This window comes from Arsenicicoccus piscis (assembly GCF_022568835.1).
Classification (GTDB): Bacteria; Actinomycetota; Actinomycetes; order Actinomycetales; family Dermatophilaceae; genus Arsenicicoccus; species Arsenicicoccus piscis.
On record NZ_JAKZHV010000001.1, the window covers coordinates 190,252 to 205,329 of the forward strand.

Genomic DNA, 15,078 nt, shown 5'->3' on the forward strand with positions numbered 1-15,078 from the left:
CTGGTCAGATGTGACGTGCAGACCGTCACTATCACCGAGCGGCCTAGCAGCCACGACGAGACGTCAGTAGAGCCCCACGTCGTAGGACTCGACCTGCGCCCGTTCGAGGGCGGCGAGGTCCTCGGCGCCGGCGTGCAGGTCCGGCAGGCCCTGGGCACGGCGCTCGCGGGCACTGGCGCTGACGTCGGTCACGTCGTTCGATCGCCACGTCTCGGGGTGCCACACCTGCGCGCGCACCAACGCCTTGGCGCAGTGGCCGAACACCTCCTCGACCTCGACGACGAGGGCGAGCACCGGGCGCTTGCCCTGCACGACGAGGTCGTCGAACCACGGTGCGTCCTCGACGAGGTGTGCCCGGCCGTTGACGCGCAGCGTGTCCGAGCGGCCGGGGACGATGAACACGATGCCGACGTGCGGGTTCTCCAGGACATTGAGGTAGCCATCGACGCGCCGGTTCCCGGGGCGTTCCGCGATGGCTAGCGTCGTGTCGTCCAGGACGTGCACCAGCGACCCGGCGGGGTCACCCTTGGGCGAGGTGTCGCAGCGCCCGTCGGCGCCGCTGGTGGCGATGAAGCAGAGCGTCGAGGCGGCCAGCCACCGACGGTCCGCGTCGTCGAGCCGGGGCCGGACCTTGTGCCGGGCCCGCTCGGCGGGCTCGCCGATGATCTGTCGCAGGCGCGCGGCGTCGGTGACCGCTCGCAGCTCGCTCATGCCTCGTGGCTCGCTCATGGCCCCAGTATCCACCGGGGAAGAGCCGCGTGCCGGGTGGTGTTGACCTCACGTCCACTTGATGATGTCTGCTGGCATCACCACGCGCCGCCGAGTCATCCGACGCACCGCACCACCGAAGCAAGACCCGGAGGAGTCCCCCATGAGCGCCAGCGCCAGACCGGCCGACGCCGCCCGCCCTGCCCACGACGAGGGCACATTCGCCACCCTGGCGCGGATCGTCCGGTTCACGGGCGAGCTGCGCCCGTACTACCTGGTCGTGGCGGCGAGCGCGATCGTCACGGCCGCAGCGGGCCTGGCCACGCCGTTCATCGTCGGGCGGGCCACCGACGTCATCGTCTCGGCGGTGCAGGACGGCCGGGGCACCGGCGCGCTGCCCACACTGGTCTGGCTGACGCTCGCGATCCTTGCGGCCGAGCTGCTCAGCACGGTGGTCTCCAACATCGGCGGCTACACCGGTGACGTGCTCAGCAACAAGATCCGCGCGATCTTGTCGACGCGCTACCTCGACAAGCTGCTGCGGCTGCCGCAGAGCTGGTTCGACGACGAGATGACCGGCACGATCGTCTCGCGGCTGAACCGCTCGATCGCCGAGGTCTCCAACTTCGCCAAGTCGATGGCCAACACCTTCTTCACGATCTTGATCCAAACCGCCGCGGTGCTCGTCATCAGCGCGATCTACTACTGGCCGCTGGCGGTGATGCTGGCGGTGATCTTCCCGATCTACGTCTGGCTGACCGGGCTCACCTCACGCACCTGGCAGCGGCTCGAGGCCGACAAGAACCACCATGTCGACTCCGCCGGCGGTCGCTTCGCCGAGGTCATCGGACAGATCCGGGTGGTGCGCTCGTTCACCCGCGAGCGGCACGAGCTGGACACCTTCACCGGCCACTTCGACCGCACCGACAGCACCACCAAGGAGCAGTCGCGGCACTGGCACTCGATGGACGTGCTGCGTCGCGCGGTGCTCAACGTGATGTTCGCGGCGATGTACCTGCTCATCTTCTACCGCACCCTCTCGGGCGGGTTCTCGGTCGGCCAGATGGTCCTGCTGATCCAGCTCATCGCGATGGCTCGCATGCCCGTAGAGATGATGAGCTGGGTCATCGACGCCTCGCAGCGCGCGGTGGCCGGGTCACGCGACTACTTCCGCGTCATGGAGTCCGCCGAGGTCGAGCACGTCGCCGCGATGCCCGCGCTGCCGCAGCGCCGCGAGGACGCGCCGGTGCTGGAGTTCGAGGACGTGCGGTTCGGCTACGGCGACGGGCCGGACGTGCTCAAGGACGTCACCTTCGACGTGCGCCGCGGTGAGCGGGTCGCGCTCGTCAGCGAGTCGGGCGGCGGCAAGACCACGCTGGTCAACCTGCTCCTCGGGCTCTACCCGCTGCGCAGCGGCGCGATCCGCCTCGACGGCATCGACATCGCGACGCTGCCGGCGCAGGAGCTGCGCCGGCGGATCTCGCTGGTCTTCCAGGACCCGTCGCTGTTCTCCGACACGGTCGCTGAGAACATCCGCTACGGCCACCCGCACGCCACGCCGGACGAGGTCGCCCTCGCTGCGTCGCGGGCCAACGCCAGCGGCTTCATCGAGGGCCTGGACGGCGAGTTCGACGCGTTGATCGGCGAGCGCGGCCTGAAGCTCTCGGGCGGTCAGAAGCAGCGCATCTCGGTCGCCCGCGCCATGCTCAAGGACGCCTCGGTGCTCGTGCTCGACGAGGCCACCAGCGCCCTCGACACCCGCTCGGAGCGCGCCGTCCAGGAGGGGCTCGAGGCCCTGATGGCCGGCCGCACCAGCCTGGTCATCGCGCACCGGCTCTCCACCATCGCCGGTGTCGACCGGATCGTGACGATCAAGGACGGGTGCGTCGACGAGATCGGGTCACCGGCCCAGCTCGCGCACTCCGGCGGGGTCTACGCCGAGCTGTTGGCGATGCAGCGGCGGGGCGAGGACTCCTACCTCAACGCCTACCAGACCACGCAGTAGCCCGGCCCGGCGCAGCCGGGACGCCAACGCGCGCGTCGCGGCTGGGCCGACCGGCAGGGCGAGCAGGGCCAGCGCGAGCGCCGGCCACAGCCCGAGCGCGGGGGCGGTCGCGACGAGCACCACGAGGAAGACCACCGTCCCCGTGATCGAGACCAGCGTCCCCCAGACCAGCGTGACCGCGTCGGCGGGGCCCTGCGACCAGTGCACCGCCGGCGTCATGACCAGCAGGATGGTCGGCAGCGAGGCCAGCGCGCCGGCGAGCACGACACCGAGGAGAGGCTCCAGGGCCGCCAGCCCCACCACCGTCAACGTGACCAGCACCATGCGCAGCGGCACCGACCACGCCGGGGTCGCCGTCGCGGCCCGCGCGGAGGTGCCGGCCGGCCAGGTCGCGATCCCGACCACGGCGACCGCCAGGGCGATCACCGCCGTGACGTAGGGGTTGTGCAGCGCCAGCGTCCTGTCCGGTGATGCTCCCCACCGCCGTCGTCAGCGCCGCGACCGACCCGTGGGTGAGGTAGATCGTGAGCAGGAACGGCAGTGCGGTGGTGGGCAGACCGATCAACAGGCCGGCCGCGCGGGGGCGAGCCGGTGGGCCAGCAGCGACGCGGCGAGGATGATCAGCGGGGCGAGGGCGACCTTGACTAAGAGCAACGACATGCCTTCGACGCTAGGCGAGATCGCGCCGCAGGTGGCTCGGACTTCACGGCCCTGGCGGGTGATCTACCGTGCCTTCCTCGGCCTATCCGGATTTCAGCCGAGGATCTCGAAGCAAGGTCTCGATCCAGACTAGACGCCTCGCGTCGAGCGGCCGCACCGCGCGCGACCCAGTAGTCTCCCGCCAGCGACCCCCAGTGAGACGTAGATCACGTTGCACCTCCGGGTCCCGATCCTTACCCTTCCATGAAGTAACCAGTTAGTTCATAACTGCACTCGGCTCGATCACGACCTGGTCGGCACCCCCCTACCCCCTCCGATGCCTCGAAAGGCACCGCATGTCAGCGACGACACCACAGGGCAAGAACACCGGGAAGGCCGCCGCCAGCGGGTGGATCGGCAGTGCCCTCGAGTACTACGACTTCTTCATCTACGCCCAGGCCGCGGCACTCGTCTTCCCGGCCATCTTCTTCGACAAGACCGACCCCCGGATGGGCGTCATCGGCGCCCTCGGCACCTACGTCGTCGGCTACGTCGCCCGGCCCATCGGCGCGTTCGTGCTCGGGTCCTGGGGTGACAAGCACGGCCGCAAGAACGTGCTCGTGCTCTGCATGCTCATGATGGGTGTCTCGACCTTCCTGGTCGCGCTGCTGCCCACCTACGAGCAGGTCGGCTTCCTCGCGCCGGCGCTGCTGATCGCGCTGCGCCTGGTCCAGGGCTTCGCCGTCGCCGGTGAGATCTCCGGCGCCTCGTCGATGATCCTCGAGTACGCCCCGCTCGGCCGCCGCGGCTTCTTCGGCAGCTTCACCCTGCAGGGCACCCAGTTCGGTCAGATCTTCGCGGCGCTGGTGATCCTGCCGCTCGCCTACTTCCTCTCCCCCGAGGCCTTCCAGAGCTGGGGCTGGCGCATCCCGTTCCTGCTCAGCGCCGGTGTGGTCATCGCGGGCTACATCATCCGCCGCCGGGTCGACGAGACCCCCGCGTTTCAGGAGGAGGTCGCCGAGGGCGAGGTCGCCAAGACCCCCATCACCCAGGCGTTCTCCGAGAGCGGCAAGACGATGTTCCTCGTGTTCTGCATGGCGCTGACGAACATCGTCGCGGTCACCACCTCGGTCTTCGGTGCGACCTACGCGACCAACAAGGGCTACGGCGTAGGCATGGACACCGACGTCTACCTGTGGATCCCGATCCTGTCCAACATCGTCGCCGTGCTGACCATCCCCTACGTCGGCAACCTCTCGGACAAGATCGGCCGGCGTCCCTGCATCATGGCCGGCGCGGTGGGCGCGGGTGCGTTGTCGTTCCCCTACCTGTGGGCCGTCAGCCAGCAGAACGTGATGCTCGCCATCGTGCTGTCGCTGATCATGTGGGGCTTCGTCTACCAGGGCTACAACGCGGTCTTCCCGGCGTTCTACCCTGAGCAGTTCCCGACCAAGACCCGCGTCACCGGTATGGCGATCGCGCAGAACCTCGGCACCGTCGCCTCCTCGGCCATGGCCATCGTGTTCGCGGCCATCGTGCCGCCGGGCACCTCGCAGTCGCGGATCATCCTCACGGTCGGCGGTCTCACGTTCCTGATCACGATCATCGCCGCGATCGCCGCCTACTTCTCCCCCGAGACCTCCCGCATCCCCAGCGCCCAGCTGGGCGAGCCTGGAGCCACCCCGGTCCCCGAGGAGGAGTACCAGCAGATGCGCCTGGACGCCATCGAGTCCCACCGGGCCGAGCGCGCCGCAGCACGCTGAGCTCCGCTGAACCCTGCTGGACAACGCCCCGACGGCGCTGGGTGAGCACGTCCTCACCCGGCGCCGTCGCCCTGTCCCCCGCGAGAATCGAGTAGACCATGCCCTCCTCCACCTCTCCCCTGGTCGGTGCCGCGCTGAGTCTCGTCCTGGTCTTCGCCGGGTGGTATCTGCGGACCTCCGACGGCTCGACCGCGCAGACCTTCGGGACGCTCCTGCTCGGCGTCGGGATCATCGCCTGCCTCGCCAACCTCGCCATCTACGTCGTCACCCGCCGGCAGTGAGCGGGCAGGGGTAGCCATGGATCGCATCGACGCCCGCCTCATCGAGGCCCTGTCGCACAACGGCCGGGCGACCTTCCACGAGCTCGGCCAGGTGGTCCGGATGTCCGCCAACACCGTCGCCGACCGGGTCCGGCGGCTGCAGCGCGAGGGGGTGATCGCCGGCTTCACCGCCGTGCTGGACGAGAAGGCGCTCGGCAAGACGCTCGGGGTGCTCAGCGACATCGAGCTGCGCGAGGGCGTCGAGCGGGTGGCCTTCGCCGAGTCGTTGACCCAGGTGCCGCAGGTGATCGGCGCGCTGCGGCTGACCGGACGTTACGACTACCAGCTGCACATCGTGTGCGCCGACACCGCCGAGCTGGAGTCGGTCATCGAGCTGCTCAAGCGCGACTACGGCGTCGCCTCGGTCAACTCCCGGCTGATCCTGCGCGAGGTTCCCGCCGACAAGACCAAGCTGCTCTCAGACAGATTCTGAGGATTCGCGACATAACTCTGAGAATTCTCACAGCCAATTCTCATTGATTTCGTGGCAATTCATGTCTTGTCCACCCAGCCGTGGACAGACGGGGATAGAACGACCCCATGAGGATCACTCGACGTGTTGCCGGTGTCGCTGCTGTGGCCGTCACCGGTGTCGCCCTGAGCGGGTTCACCAGCCCCTCGTTCGCCGACCCGGTCGGCCACCGCACGGACACCACCATCACGAGCACCGGACTCGCGCCGGGGCAGATCAAGCACGTCTGGCTCATCATCTTGGAGAACAAGTCCTACGACGCGACGTTCACGGGGCTGAACCAGAACAGCTACCTGTGGAAGACGCTGCCGTCGCAGGGCGCGCTGCTGAAGAACTACTACGGCACCGGCCACTACAGCCAGGACAACTACACCTCCCTCGTGTCCGGCCAGTCGCCGTCGATGGACCTGCAGGAGGACTGCGACGTCGCCAACACCGACCTCGGGACCAACGCCAACATCATCGCCGCCCACACCGGCGCGCGGTTCGGCCGCACGGACCAGTACGGCCAGGTGCTCTCCCCCGCGGGTCCCAACGCTCCCGACGGCAAGAACGGCTGCACCTTCCCCAAGCACGTGCCCACGCTGTTCAACCAGCTGGACGCCGCGAACGTGAGCTGGAAGGGATACGCCCAGGACCTCGGGAACCAGCCCGGCCGTGAGGACGGGCTCGGCGGGGCACCCGGCAGCCGGGCCAACACCCCGACCACCAACCCCCGGGTCATGGCGCCGACGGCGGCCGACAAGGCCGCCGGGATCACGTCGTTCACCGGGGCGCAGGCCAACGATCAGTACGTCGCCAAGCACTTCCCGTTCGCGTGGTTCCACTCGATCGTCGGGGACGACAACACCGGCACCGACGCGCTCACCACCCCGGTGGGTGGGGGCACGGACACCGATGCGGCGCACATCGCCAACCTCGACCACGCCACGGGTGGCCTGATCGCCGACCTCGAGAAGCCGGCCGACCAGGTGCCGGCGTTCAGCTGGATCACGCCCAACAACTGCTCGGACGCCCACGACGCGACCTGCAAGGGCAACAACCTGTCCGGCCTGTTCGACGCCAACGGCAACCCGGACTACAGCAAGCCGCTCAGCACCCCGCCCGTCAACCACACCGGCGGGCTCTACGCCTCCGACCTGTTCCTGAAGTACTACGTGCCGCTCATCGAGCGGTCCGCGGCGTTCAAGGACGGCGGCCTGATCGACATCACCTTCGACGAGGCGAACCCGCCGTTCAGCACCATGTCGTTCAACAACGCGACCGACCCGACCCGGGTGGCGAAGGCGGCTGCCAAGCACGAGATCTACCAGTACAAGAGCCCGACCATGAAGAGCATGGCCGGCGGCTACGTGCGCTACGGCGACAACCAGTTCCCCGCGGGCGGCGCGCTCGCGCAGGACTACCTCAAGGCCGACCGCGCGGGTCAGAACATCAACGGCAAGAACGTCCCGTGGGAGCCCACCGGACCGAACTCCACCCTCGCGACGGACCGCTACGGCAACCAGCTCTACCCGGGGCCGGGCAACAACGGCTACATCGTCCGGCCGCCCTCGTGCGAGCAGGATCTCGCGCTCGTGAACGCCGACAAGACCAACTGCGTCCCGGGCGCCAAGAACACCGGTAGCGACTACGGGCTGTCCCCCGCCAAGACGATCACCGCCAGCGCGGGCGCGGCGACGAGCACCATCGCCGCCAACGTGGTCACCACCGACATCGGTCGGGCCGTGACCGGTGCCGGCATCCCCTCCGGCTCCTACATCGGCGCCGTCGTCAACGCGGGCCCGGTCATGGTGTCCGACCCGACCCAGCCGGTCAGCAAGGGCTCGTTCACGCTGGTCGACGCCCGCGGCAAGAAGGTCACCACGACCGGCCCGGTCACGAGCATCACGCTCTCCGCGCTCGGCGTCCCCGGCCACCTCAGCCCCGGTCAGACCCCCGCGGCGGCCTTCGACGCCCGCACGCCCACCCCGGGCGGCGGCATCACCGGGTCGGTGCTCATCTCGCCGGCCATCAAGCCGGGGACCGTCTCGACCACGAGCTACAACCACTACTCGTGGCTGCGGACCATGGAGGACATCTTCTCGGTGTCGTCCGGGCAGGCGTACGAGCCCCTCACGGCCGGCACGATCAGCGGTGGGCTGGACAAGCTCGGTCACCTGGGCTTCGCGGCCCAGTCCGGCCTGATGCCGTTCGGCCGCGACGTCTTCACCGCTGCCGCCACCACCAAGGGGCACGGCGGCCAGTGAGGATCGACCACCCGCGAGCGCGTCGGACGGTAGCCCTCGGGCTCACCGCCGGCGCGCTCGCGGCCACCCTGGCCGGCTGCTCCGGTGCCGCCGACGCCCGGCCCCAGGCGTCGGCCACCGGCACCACGTCGGAGGTGACGCCGGGGGCGAGGTCGGGCGCCGACGGCATCGGTGACTGGCCGAGCTTCCTTCCGTCCCCGTCCACTTCGTCGATGGCCACCGGCAGCGTCGACCAGCCGGCCGTGTCCTACCCCGGCGCCCCCGTGCTGGTGCGGCTGGGATCGACCGCGGTCCGGGTAGACCTCGACGGGCCTTCCTACCCCGCCTCGACGAAGGTGGGCGCGGACCAGGTGCCCTGCACGTTCACCGTGACCTTCAGCGCGGCCGCCGACACGACTGGCGCGGACGATCTGGGTTCCGCGCACTTCGACGTGCTCACCCATGACGGGAAGGTCCACCCGCTCAAGCCGGGCGCGGGCACCGGCTGGCCCAGGTCGATCACCCCCGGGGGCCGGGCCGTCGTCCGGCTGCAGGCGACTCTGCCGAGCGGCGAGGGCTTCGTGCGGTTCTACCCGAGTGGCAGTCGGGCCGCGGCCGGCTGGGACTACGTCGCCGAGACCGACTGAGCGCTGCCGCCGGCGGCAGCCGACGAGACGGCAGGCCGTCGGGCCAGGCAGGATGGGCCCATGATCACGACCAACGACGGCGTCGGGCTCCACGTCACCGACGAGGGCGACGGCGAGGCCGTCGTGCTGATCGCGGGCTACACCGCGCCGGCGACGACGTGGGCGTTCCAGCGTGAGGCGCTGCTGGACGCCGGGTATCGCGTCGTGGCGATCGACCGTCGCAACCACGGCGAGTCGGACAAGGTTGCGCACGGGCAGCGCGTCGCGCGCCACGCCCAGGACGTGCGCCAGGTCCTCGAGGCTCTCGACGTGCGCGATGCCGTCCTGGTCGGCGGCTCGATGGGCGCCAGCACGATCTGGTCCTACGTGGACCTCTACGGCACCGACCGGGTGCGCGCGATCGTGAGCATCGACCAGACTCCGCGCATGCGCAACAGCGACGAATGGGCCTACGGATACTACGGATTCGACGACAGCAACTGCGGCACGTTCTTCCAGGGCAGCATCCCCCAGACAGGTCGCGGCTTCACCGTCGAGCAGCAGCTCGTGGGCCTGCAGCGGCTCGTCGACAAGCTCGGGCCGAAGGCCGGTGCGCTGCGCGGTGGCATCACGCCCGAGACGCTCCCGCTGCTCTTCGACCACGCCCAGCAGGACTGGCGCGATGTCGTAGAACGGGTCGAGGTGCCCGTGCTCATGCTCGCCGGCCGAGACAGCCAGATGTGGCCGTGCGAGCACGCGACGGCGATGGCCGAACGCAACGCCCACGTGCGCGCCCACGTGATCGAGGACTGCGGTCACGCCGCCAACATCGATCAGCCCGAGGCGCTCAACGCCGCGATCCTGGAGTTCCTGGACCGCTGACTCACGTGGCCGACGCCACCAGACCGCCGCCACCGCACCGACGTCACCAGACCAAGTCCACCACTCGACGACGAAAGAGACTGCCGCCCATGCCGATCGACACCACCGCCCTGATCGACGACCTCACGGCCCGGCTCGACGCCGACACCCTGATCACCGATCCGGACCGGGTGGCGAGCTACCTGCACGACGAGGCCGAGTGGGCGCCCTACGGCAAGCCGGCCGCGGTGGTGCGGGCCCGCTCGGCCCAGGACGCGCAGGCCGTGGTGCAGGTCTGCCACCAGCACCGGGCGCCCGTCGTCGCGCGCGGCGCCGGGACGGGGTTGTCGGGTGGGGCGAACGCCCTGGACGGCGGGGTCGTGCTCAGCCTGGAGCTGATGAGGGAGATCGTCGAGATCCACGAGCTGGAGCGCATCGCCGTGGTGCAACCGGGCGTCGTCAACGACGACCTGCGTGCGGCCTGCGCCGAGCGCGGCCTCTGGTATCCCCCGGACCCGGCCAGCTCGCCCTGGTCCACCATCGGCGGCAACGCGGCGACCAACGCCGGCGGGCTGTGCTGCGTGAAGTACGGCGTCACTCGCGACTACGTCATCGGGCTCGAGTTCGTCACCGGCACAGGCGATCTCGTGCGGGTCGGGCGACGCACCGCGAAGGGCGTCGTGGGCTACGACCTCGTCGGGCTGCTCGTCGGCTCGGAGGGCACCCTCGGCATCATCACCGAGATCACCGTCAAGCTCCGCCCGCTGCGCGACCCCGAGCGCACCATCGCGGGCTACTTCCCCGACCTGGTGTCGGCGGGGCGGGCCGTGACCGCCGTCGCGGCCGCCGGGCTCACGCCGAGCGCGCTGGAGCTGGTCGACCGCACCTGCCTGCAGGCCGTGGACGACTGGAAGAACATGGGCCTGTCGACCGAGGCCGACACCGTGCTGCTCGGCCGGATCGACACGCCGGGCGCTCAGGGCGACGCGGAGGCCGCGCTGATGGAGCAGGTCTTCAGCGACTCCGGCGCCGGCTTCGCCGTGGTGTCGAGCGACCCGCAGGAGGCCGAGCTGCTCTTCGCAGCCAGGCGCCTGGCCTACCCCGCGCTGGAGCGCCTCGGTGACGTGCTCACCGAGGACGTGTGCGTGCCGAAGTCCCAGGTCGCGCCCGTCCTCGCCGAGATCCAGGCGATCGCGGCGCGGCACGACACGGTCATCGCCAACATCGCCCACGCGGGCGACGGCAACCTGCACCCGCTGCTGATCACCCAGCCCGGGGACGCCGCGGCCCGCGAGCGGGCCCAGCTCGCCTTCCACGAGATCATCGACGTAGCCCTCGCGGCCGGCGGCACGGTGACCGGCGAGCACGGCGTGGGTCTGCTCAAGATGGACGGCCTGCACGCCGAGCTGTCCGCGCCGGTGGTCGAGCTGCACCGAGCCATCAAGTCCGCGATGGACCCGGCCGGGATCCTCAACCCCGGCAAGGTCTTCCGGGCACACGGCTGACGCACGGCTAGATTGCGGGTCATGGACGCTCCCCTGCTCGTCGACCGCCGCGACCACGTCGAGACCTGGACGCTCAACCTCCCCGAGCTGCGCAACCCGATCTCCGACGCCCCGATGGTCGACGCCATCGTGGCTGCGGCCGACCGGGTCGCGCGCGACGCCGAGGTGCGCGCGGTCGTGCTGACCGGCGCCGGGCCGGCCTTCTGCGCGGGCGGCAACCTCAAGGAGATGGCTCGCCACGAGCCGCCGTTCGGCGGGCCACCGCACCTCGGCCGCACGGGCTACCGCGACGGGATCCAGCGGATCCCGCGGGCCCTGCACGCGCTCGAGGTGCCGCTCGTCGCGGCGGTGAACGGCCCGGCCGTGGGCGCGGGCTGCGACCTCGCCCTGCTCTGCGACCTGCGGATCGCCTCGACCCGAGCCCGGTTCGCCGAGAGCTTCGTGAAGGTCGGGCTGATCCCCGGCGACGGTGGGGCCTGGCTGCTGCAGCGCGCCGTCGGCCCCGCGCGTGCCGCCGAGATGACCCTGACGGGCGACCCCATCGACGCGGCGACCGCGCTCGAGTGGGGCCTGGTGTCACGCGTCGTGGACCCCGACGACCTCCTGGCGCAGGCGCACGCGCTCGCCGACCGGATCGCCGCCAACCCGCCGCATGCGGTGCGGATGGCCAAGGCGCTGCTGCGTCAGGCGGCCCACCAGCGCCTCGACGAGGCCCTCCAGCTGGCTGCGGCCATGCAGCCCCTCGCCCACGCCACCGCCGACCATCACGAGGCCGTGGACGCGTTCCTCGCCAAGCGGGAGCCGCGGTTCACCGGCGAGTGAGGTGGCTGCGCTCAGCCGTCGGCGCGGCGGTGGATGTCGTGGAACGGGTGCGGGCGCGCGGCGTCGCCGTTCGGGGTCCGGCGAGCGGCCTCCTGCTCGCTCATCGCGTCCAGCTGCTGCCGGACACGGGCATAGGCGGAGGCGCGCTCGCCGGGCGTCGTGGTGTTGGTGCGCATGAAGTCGAGCGCCGCGGCGGCGGACTCGAGGGTGCGCCGCTCGTCATCGGTGAACGTGCTCCACATCAGCCGCTGCGCGTTGGCCTCGGCCGCGTCCAGGGCGACCTGGAACTGCGCGACCGCGCGGGCGTAGTCCGTGCGGCGGGCGTCGCGGACACCGGCCGGTGCCGCAGGGGTGCGGACCCGGTCGCAGCGCAGCATGGCGTCCAGGGCGGCGCGGGTCAGCGGGTCGGAGTAGTCGCGCATGACCGGGAAGTTGACGGCGGCCTCCAGGTCGTCGTCGTAGCGCAGGAAGCGCCGGGTCAGCTGCTTGTCGAGGGCGAGCAGGGCCGGCCACTCGCGCGGGAAGTCGACCGGCACGGCGAGCGCCCGCGCCTCGCGACCGGCGAGGAAGGGCACCTGCGTGACCAGCCGGTCGGTCGCCTGCTCGGTGGCACCGCGAACGCGGCCGACGACGAAGGCGCTGCACAGCGCCATCGCGAGGCCGACCAGCGCCAGGGCCGAGCCGACACCCACGCGGTAGAAGAACAGGGCCAGCGCTCCAAGCGTCGCTGCGGTGTCGTCACCGGCCGGTGCTGCGGGCACGACGAGCGAGGCGAACGCGTCCGGCAGCAGCACCAGGACGGCGCCGAGGACCGTGAGCGCCACGCTGGCGCGCACGCCGAGGCGGGGCCGGCGGCTGGCGCCCCCGTCGAGCGGGGCTCCGCGGACAGCTCCGCGGACGACCCGGCGGCGGGCGAACCGGGCGCGGAAGTAGGAGAGGACACCGGTGCCGAGCAGACCGGCGCCCACGAGGGCGATGACGGCGGAGAGGATGACTCCCATGTGCTGTCAACGCGCCGCGTGGGCGCCGGGTTCCAGCGTGCTCGAGACTCTTCGGGCTGGGGCTGGGGCTGGGGCTCGCGCCGTGACGCGAAGGCTTGGAGGGGTCTACCGGATCACAGGCCGTCGACGCGCGAGGCGGGCGCGGTCAGGCCCGGGTTGGCCCCGAGGTAGGCGACCAGGTTGGCGAGGTCCTCGGGACCACCGACGAGGTTCTTGCCATCCTTGAACGCCGTGAACAGGTCGCCGCCCTCGGCGAGGAAGGACAGCGTGCCGACGCGGTAGGTCTTCGCCGGGTCGATCGCCACGCCGTTCAGCGCGAGGTTGATGGCCCGCGAGCCCTGCGGCTGGGAGGCGTCCCAGCTGTAGGTGAAGCCCTTCGAGACACCCAGGGCGAGCATCGGGCGCGACCCGCGGGCGGCGACCGGCTGGTACTGCTGCTCGAGCACCTGCTTGATCTGGGCGCCGGTGAGGTCGAGCGAGACCAGCAGGTTGCCGAACGGCGAGGTGGCGTAGGCCTCGGCGTAGGTGACCTCGCCGACCTTCTCCCCGTTGGTGATGGTGTTGCGCAGCAGGCTGGCACGGACCCCGCCGACGTTCATGAACGCGATCTGGGCGCCGCCGTTGGCACCCGAGGTGCCCGCGAGGATGGCGTCGGCGATCATGTCGGCCATCGGCGTCTCGATGCCGCGGTTGCCGCTGGCGTCACCGGTGATGTCCTCGGCGATGGTGCCGACGACGCGGCCGGCGCGGGGTGCGGACAGCGCCTTCCACTTGTCGATGACGCGGGTCTCGGCCGGGTCCTTGGTGGTCTGGGTGACCAGGTGGTTCTGCGCGGTCGAGAGGGTGCGCACGACGTCCTTGGTGCGGCGGTCGATGACCAGGTTGGACTCGGTCACCATCTGCCCGTAGGACGCGGCGCTCGTCACGAGGCGCGGGGCGCCGGCCGGGTCGGGGATGCTGCAGACGTAGGCCTGGTGGGTGTGGCCCGTGATGACCTCGTCGATCGACGGGTCGAGCTGGGAGGCGATCTGCACGATCGGGCCGGAGATACCCTGGCAGGAGTTGTAGGTGCCGCTCTGGTAGCCGCCCTCGTGCAGCAGCACGACGATCGCCTCGACGCCGCGCTTGCGCAGCTTGGCGGCCTCGGCGTTGGCGGTGGTGACCTCGTCGAGGAAGTCGACCGTCGACACCCCGCCCGGGCTGACCAGGGTCGGGGTGGCCTTGAGCGTCATGCCGATGAAGCCGACGTTGACGCCGTTGACCTTCTTGATCGAGGTGCCGGGGAGCAGGGACTGACCGTCGGACTTCTTCACGACGTTGGCGGCGAGCCACTGGAAGTTGGCGCCGGCGTAGGGCTGGCCCGGGAAGTAGCACCCGTCGACGGGGTGGCAGCCGCCGTTCTGCATGCGCAGCAGCTCGGCGGTACCCTCGTCGAACTCGTGGTTGCCGACGCTCGAGACGTCGAGGCCGAGGGTGTTGAGGCTCTCGACCGAGGGCTCGTCGTGGAACAGGCCGGACAGGAAGGTCGAGCCGCCGATCAGGTCACCGGCCGCGACGGTCAGCGTGTTGCCCTTGGGCGCCTTGGCGCGCAGCGAGCTGAGGGTGCTGGAGAGGTACTCGACGCCACCCACCTTCGTCTGGCTGGGGTCGGTGGCGGCCGGCAGCGGCGGGTCGCCGGCCTCCAGGTGGCCGTGGTAGTCGTTGAAGCTGAGCAGCTGCAAGGACATGGTCCCCGCGGTCGGCGGCTTCTTGTCACCGGCAGCCGGTGCCGGTGTCGCACCGGCCGGGGCGACGGCGACGCCGGCCGCGATCAGGCCGGAGACCGAGAGGGTCGTGAGCGTGGTGCGCACTGCGGTCCGGCGGGTCGGACGGGCAGCAGCGCGGTGGGCGGGGCGAGGGCTGGTGGGCATGGGGTTTCCTCATCGGTGAGCAGCCGGGCACAGGGCCTTCCTCGGCGGAGACTACCCCGGGGTCGATCCGTTGAGAAGACGCTCAGATGAACACCTGGTGCCAGACCCCTACCGGCGACGGCGCCCCCGCAGGACGCTGACGACGACGGCTCCGATCGCCACCAGCAGAGCTCCTTCGACAAGTCCCAGCTCGAACACGCCCCGCTCCCCTCGCTCGG

At 70.7% G+C, this 15,078-nt stretch carries 13 protein-coding genes; 9 read left to right on the top strand and 4 right to left on the bottom strand.

Features of this window, described 5'->3' with window-relative positions; translation table 11 throughout:
* Window positions 1–63: 63 nt before the first annotated feature.
* Window positions 64–729 carry an MSMEG_1061 family FMN-dependent PPOX-type flavoprotein gene (locus MM440_RS01000; RefSeq protein WP_241441343.1) on the bottom strand — a complete coding sequence of 222 codons (666 nt, stop codon included), beginning with the start codon at window positions 727–729 and terminating at the stop codon, window positions 64–66.
* Window positions 730–871: 142 nt separating this feature from the next.
* Here MM440_RS01000 and MM440_RS01005 point away from each other — a divergent pair, with 142 nt between their 5' ends.
* On the top strand, window positions 872–2,713 hold the full coding sequence (locus tag MM440_RS01005) for an ABC transporter ATP-binding protein (RefSeq protein WP_241441344.1): 1,842 nt from the start codon (window positions 872–874) through the stop codon (window positions 2,711–2,713).
* On the opposite strand, the gene MM440_RS01010 is transcribed toward MM440_RS01005, so the two are convergent.
* Window positions 2,609–3,139, bottom strand: coding sequence for a hypothetical protein (locus MM440_RS01010; protein WP_241441345.1), 531 nt, complete (start codon window positions 3,137–3,139; stop codon window positions 2,609–2,611). The two genes, MM440_RS01005 and MM440_RS01010, sit on opposite strands and share 105 nt — an antisense overlap.
* Window positions 3,140–3,708: 569 nt before the next feature.
* Here MM440_RS01010 and MM440_RS01015 point away from each other — a divergent pair.
* From MM440_RS01015 to MM440_RS01050, 8 genes are all read left to right on the top strand, one after another.
* Complete coding sequence (locus tag MM440_RS01015) at window positions 3,709–5,115, top strand: MFS transporter (protein ID WP_241441346.1); 1,407 nt, start codon at window positions 3,709–3,711, stop codon at window positions 5,113–5,115.
* A gap of 98 nt (window positions 5,116–5,213) precedes the next feature.
* Entirely contained in the window at window positions 5,214–5,396 is a 183-nt protein-coding gene (locus MM440_RS01020) for a hypothetical protein (protein WP_241441347.1), read from the top strand.
* 16 nt (window positions 5,397–5,412) lie between these two features.
* Window positions 5,413–5,868, top strand: coding sequence for an Lrp/AsnC family transcriptional regulator (locus tag MM440_RS01025; protein WP_241441348.1), 456 nt, complete (start codon window positions 5,413–5,415; stop codon window positions 5,866–5,868).
* Between the two features lie 107 nt (window positions 5,869–5,975).
* Window positions 5,976–8,156 carry an alkaline phosphatase family protein gene (locus MM440_RS01030; protein ID WP_241441349.1) on the top strand — a complete coding sequence of 727 codons (2,181 nt, stop codon included), beginning with the start codon at window positions 5,976–5,978 and terminating at the stop codon, window positions 8,154–8,156.
* Window positions 8,153–8,782 carry a hypothetical protein gene (locus tag MM440_RS01035; RefSeq protein WP_241441350.1) on the top strand — a complete coding sequence of 210 codons (630 nt, stop codon included), beginning with the start codon at window positions 8,153–8,155 and terminating at the stop codon, window positions 8,780–8,782. Before MM440_RS01030 ends, MM440_RS01035 begins: the two co-directional genes overlap by 4 nt.
* Window positions 8,783–8,842: 60 nt before the next feature.
* A complete protein-coding gene (locus MM440_RS01040) occupies window positions 8,843–9,643 on the top strand; it encodes an alpha/beta fold hydrolase (protein WP_241441351.1) in 801 nt (266 codons plus the stop codon).
* An 89-nt stretch (window positions 9,644–9,732) separates the two neighbouring features.
* Window positions 9,733–11,127, top strand: coding sequence for an FAD-binding oxidoreductase (locus MM440_RS01045; protein ID WP_241441352.1), 1,395 nt, complete (start codon window positions 9,733–9,735; stop codon window positions 11,125–11,127).
* 21 nt (window positions 11,128–11,148) lie between these two features.
* Complete coding sequence (locus MM440_RS01050) at window positions 11,149–11,949, top strand: crotonase/enoyl-CoA hydratase family protein (RefSeq protein ID WP_241441353.1); 801 nt, start codon at window positions 11,149–11,151, stop codon at window positions 11,947–11,949.
* Between the two features lie 11 nt (window positions 11,950–11,960).
* On the opposite strand, the gene MM440_RS01055 is transcribed toward MM440_RS01050, so the two are convergent.
* Both MM440_RS01055 and MM440_RS01060 read right to left on the bottom strand, forming a co-directional pair.
* Entirely contained in the window at window positions 11,961–12,950 is a 990-nt protein-coding gene (locus MM440_RS01055; protein WP_241441354.1) for a hypothetical protein, read from the bottom strand.
* 113 nt (window positions 12,951–13,063) lie between these two features.
* Window positions 13,064–14,860, bottom strand: a complete 1,797-nt coding sequence (locus tag MM440_RS01060; protein ID WP_241441355.1) for a bifunctional metallophosphatase/5'-nucleotidase — start codon at window positions 14,858–14,860, stop codon at window positions 13,064–13,066.
* Window positions 14,861–15,078 lie beyond the last annotated feature (218 nt).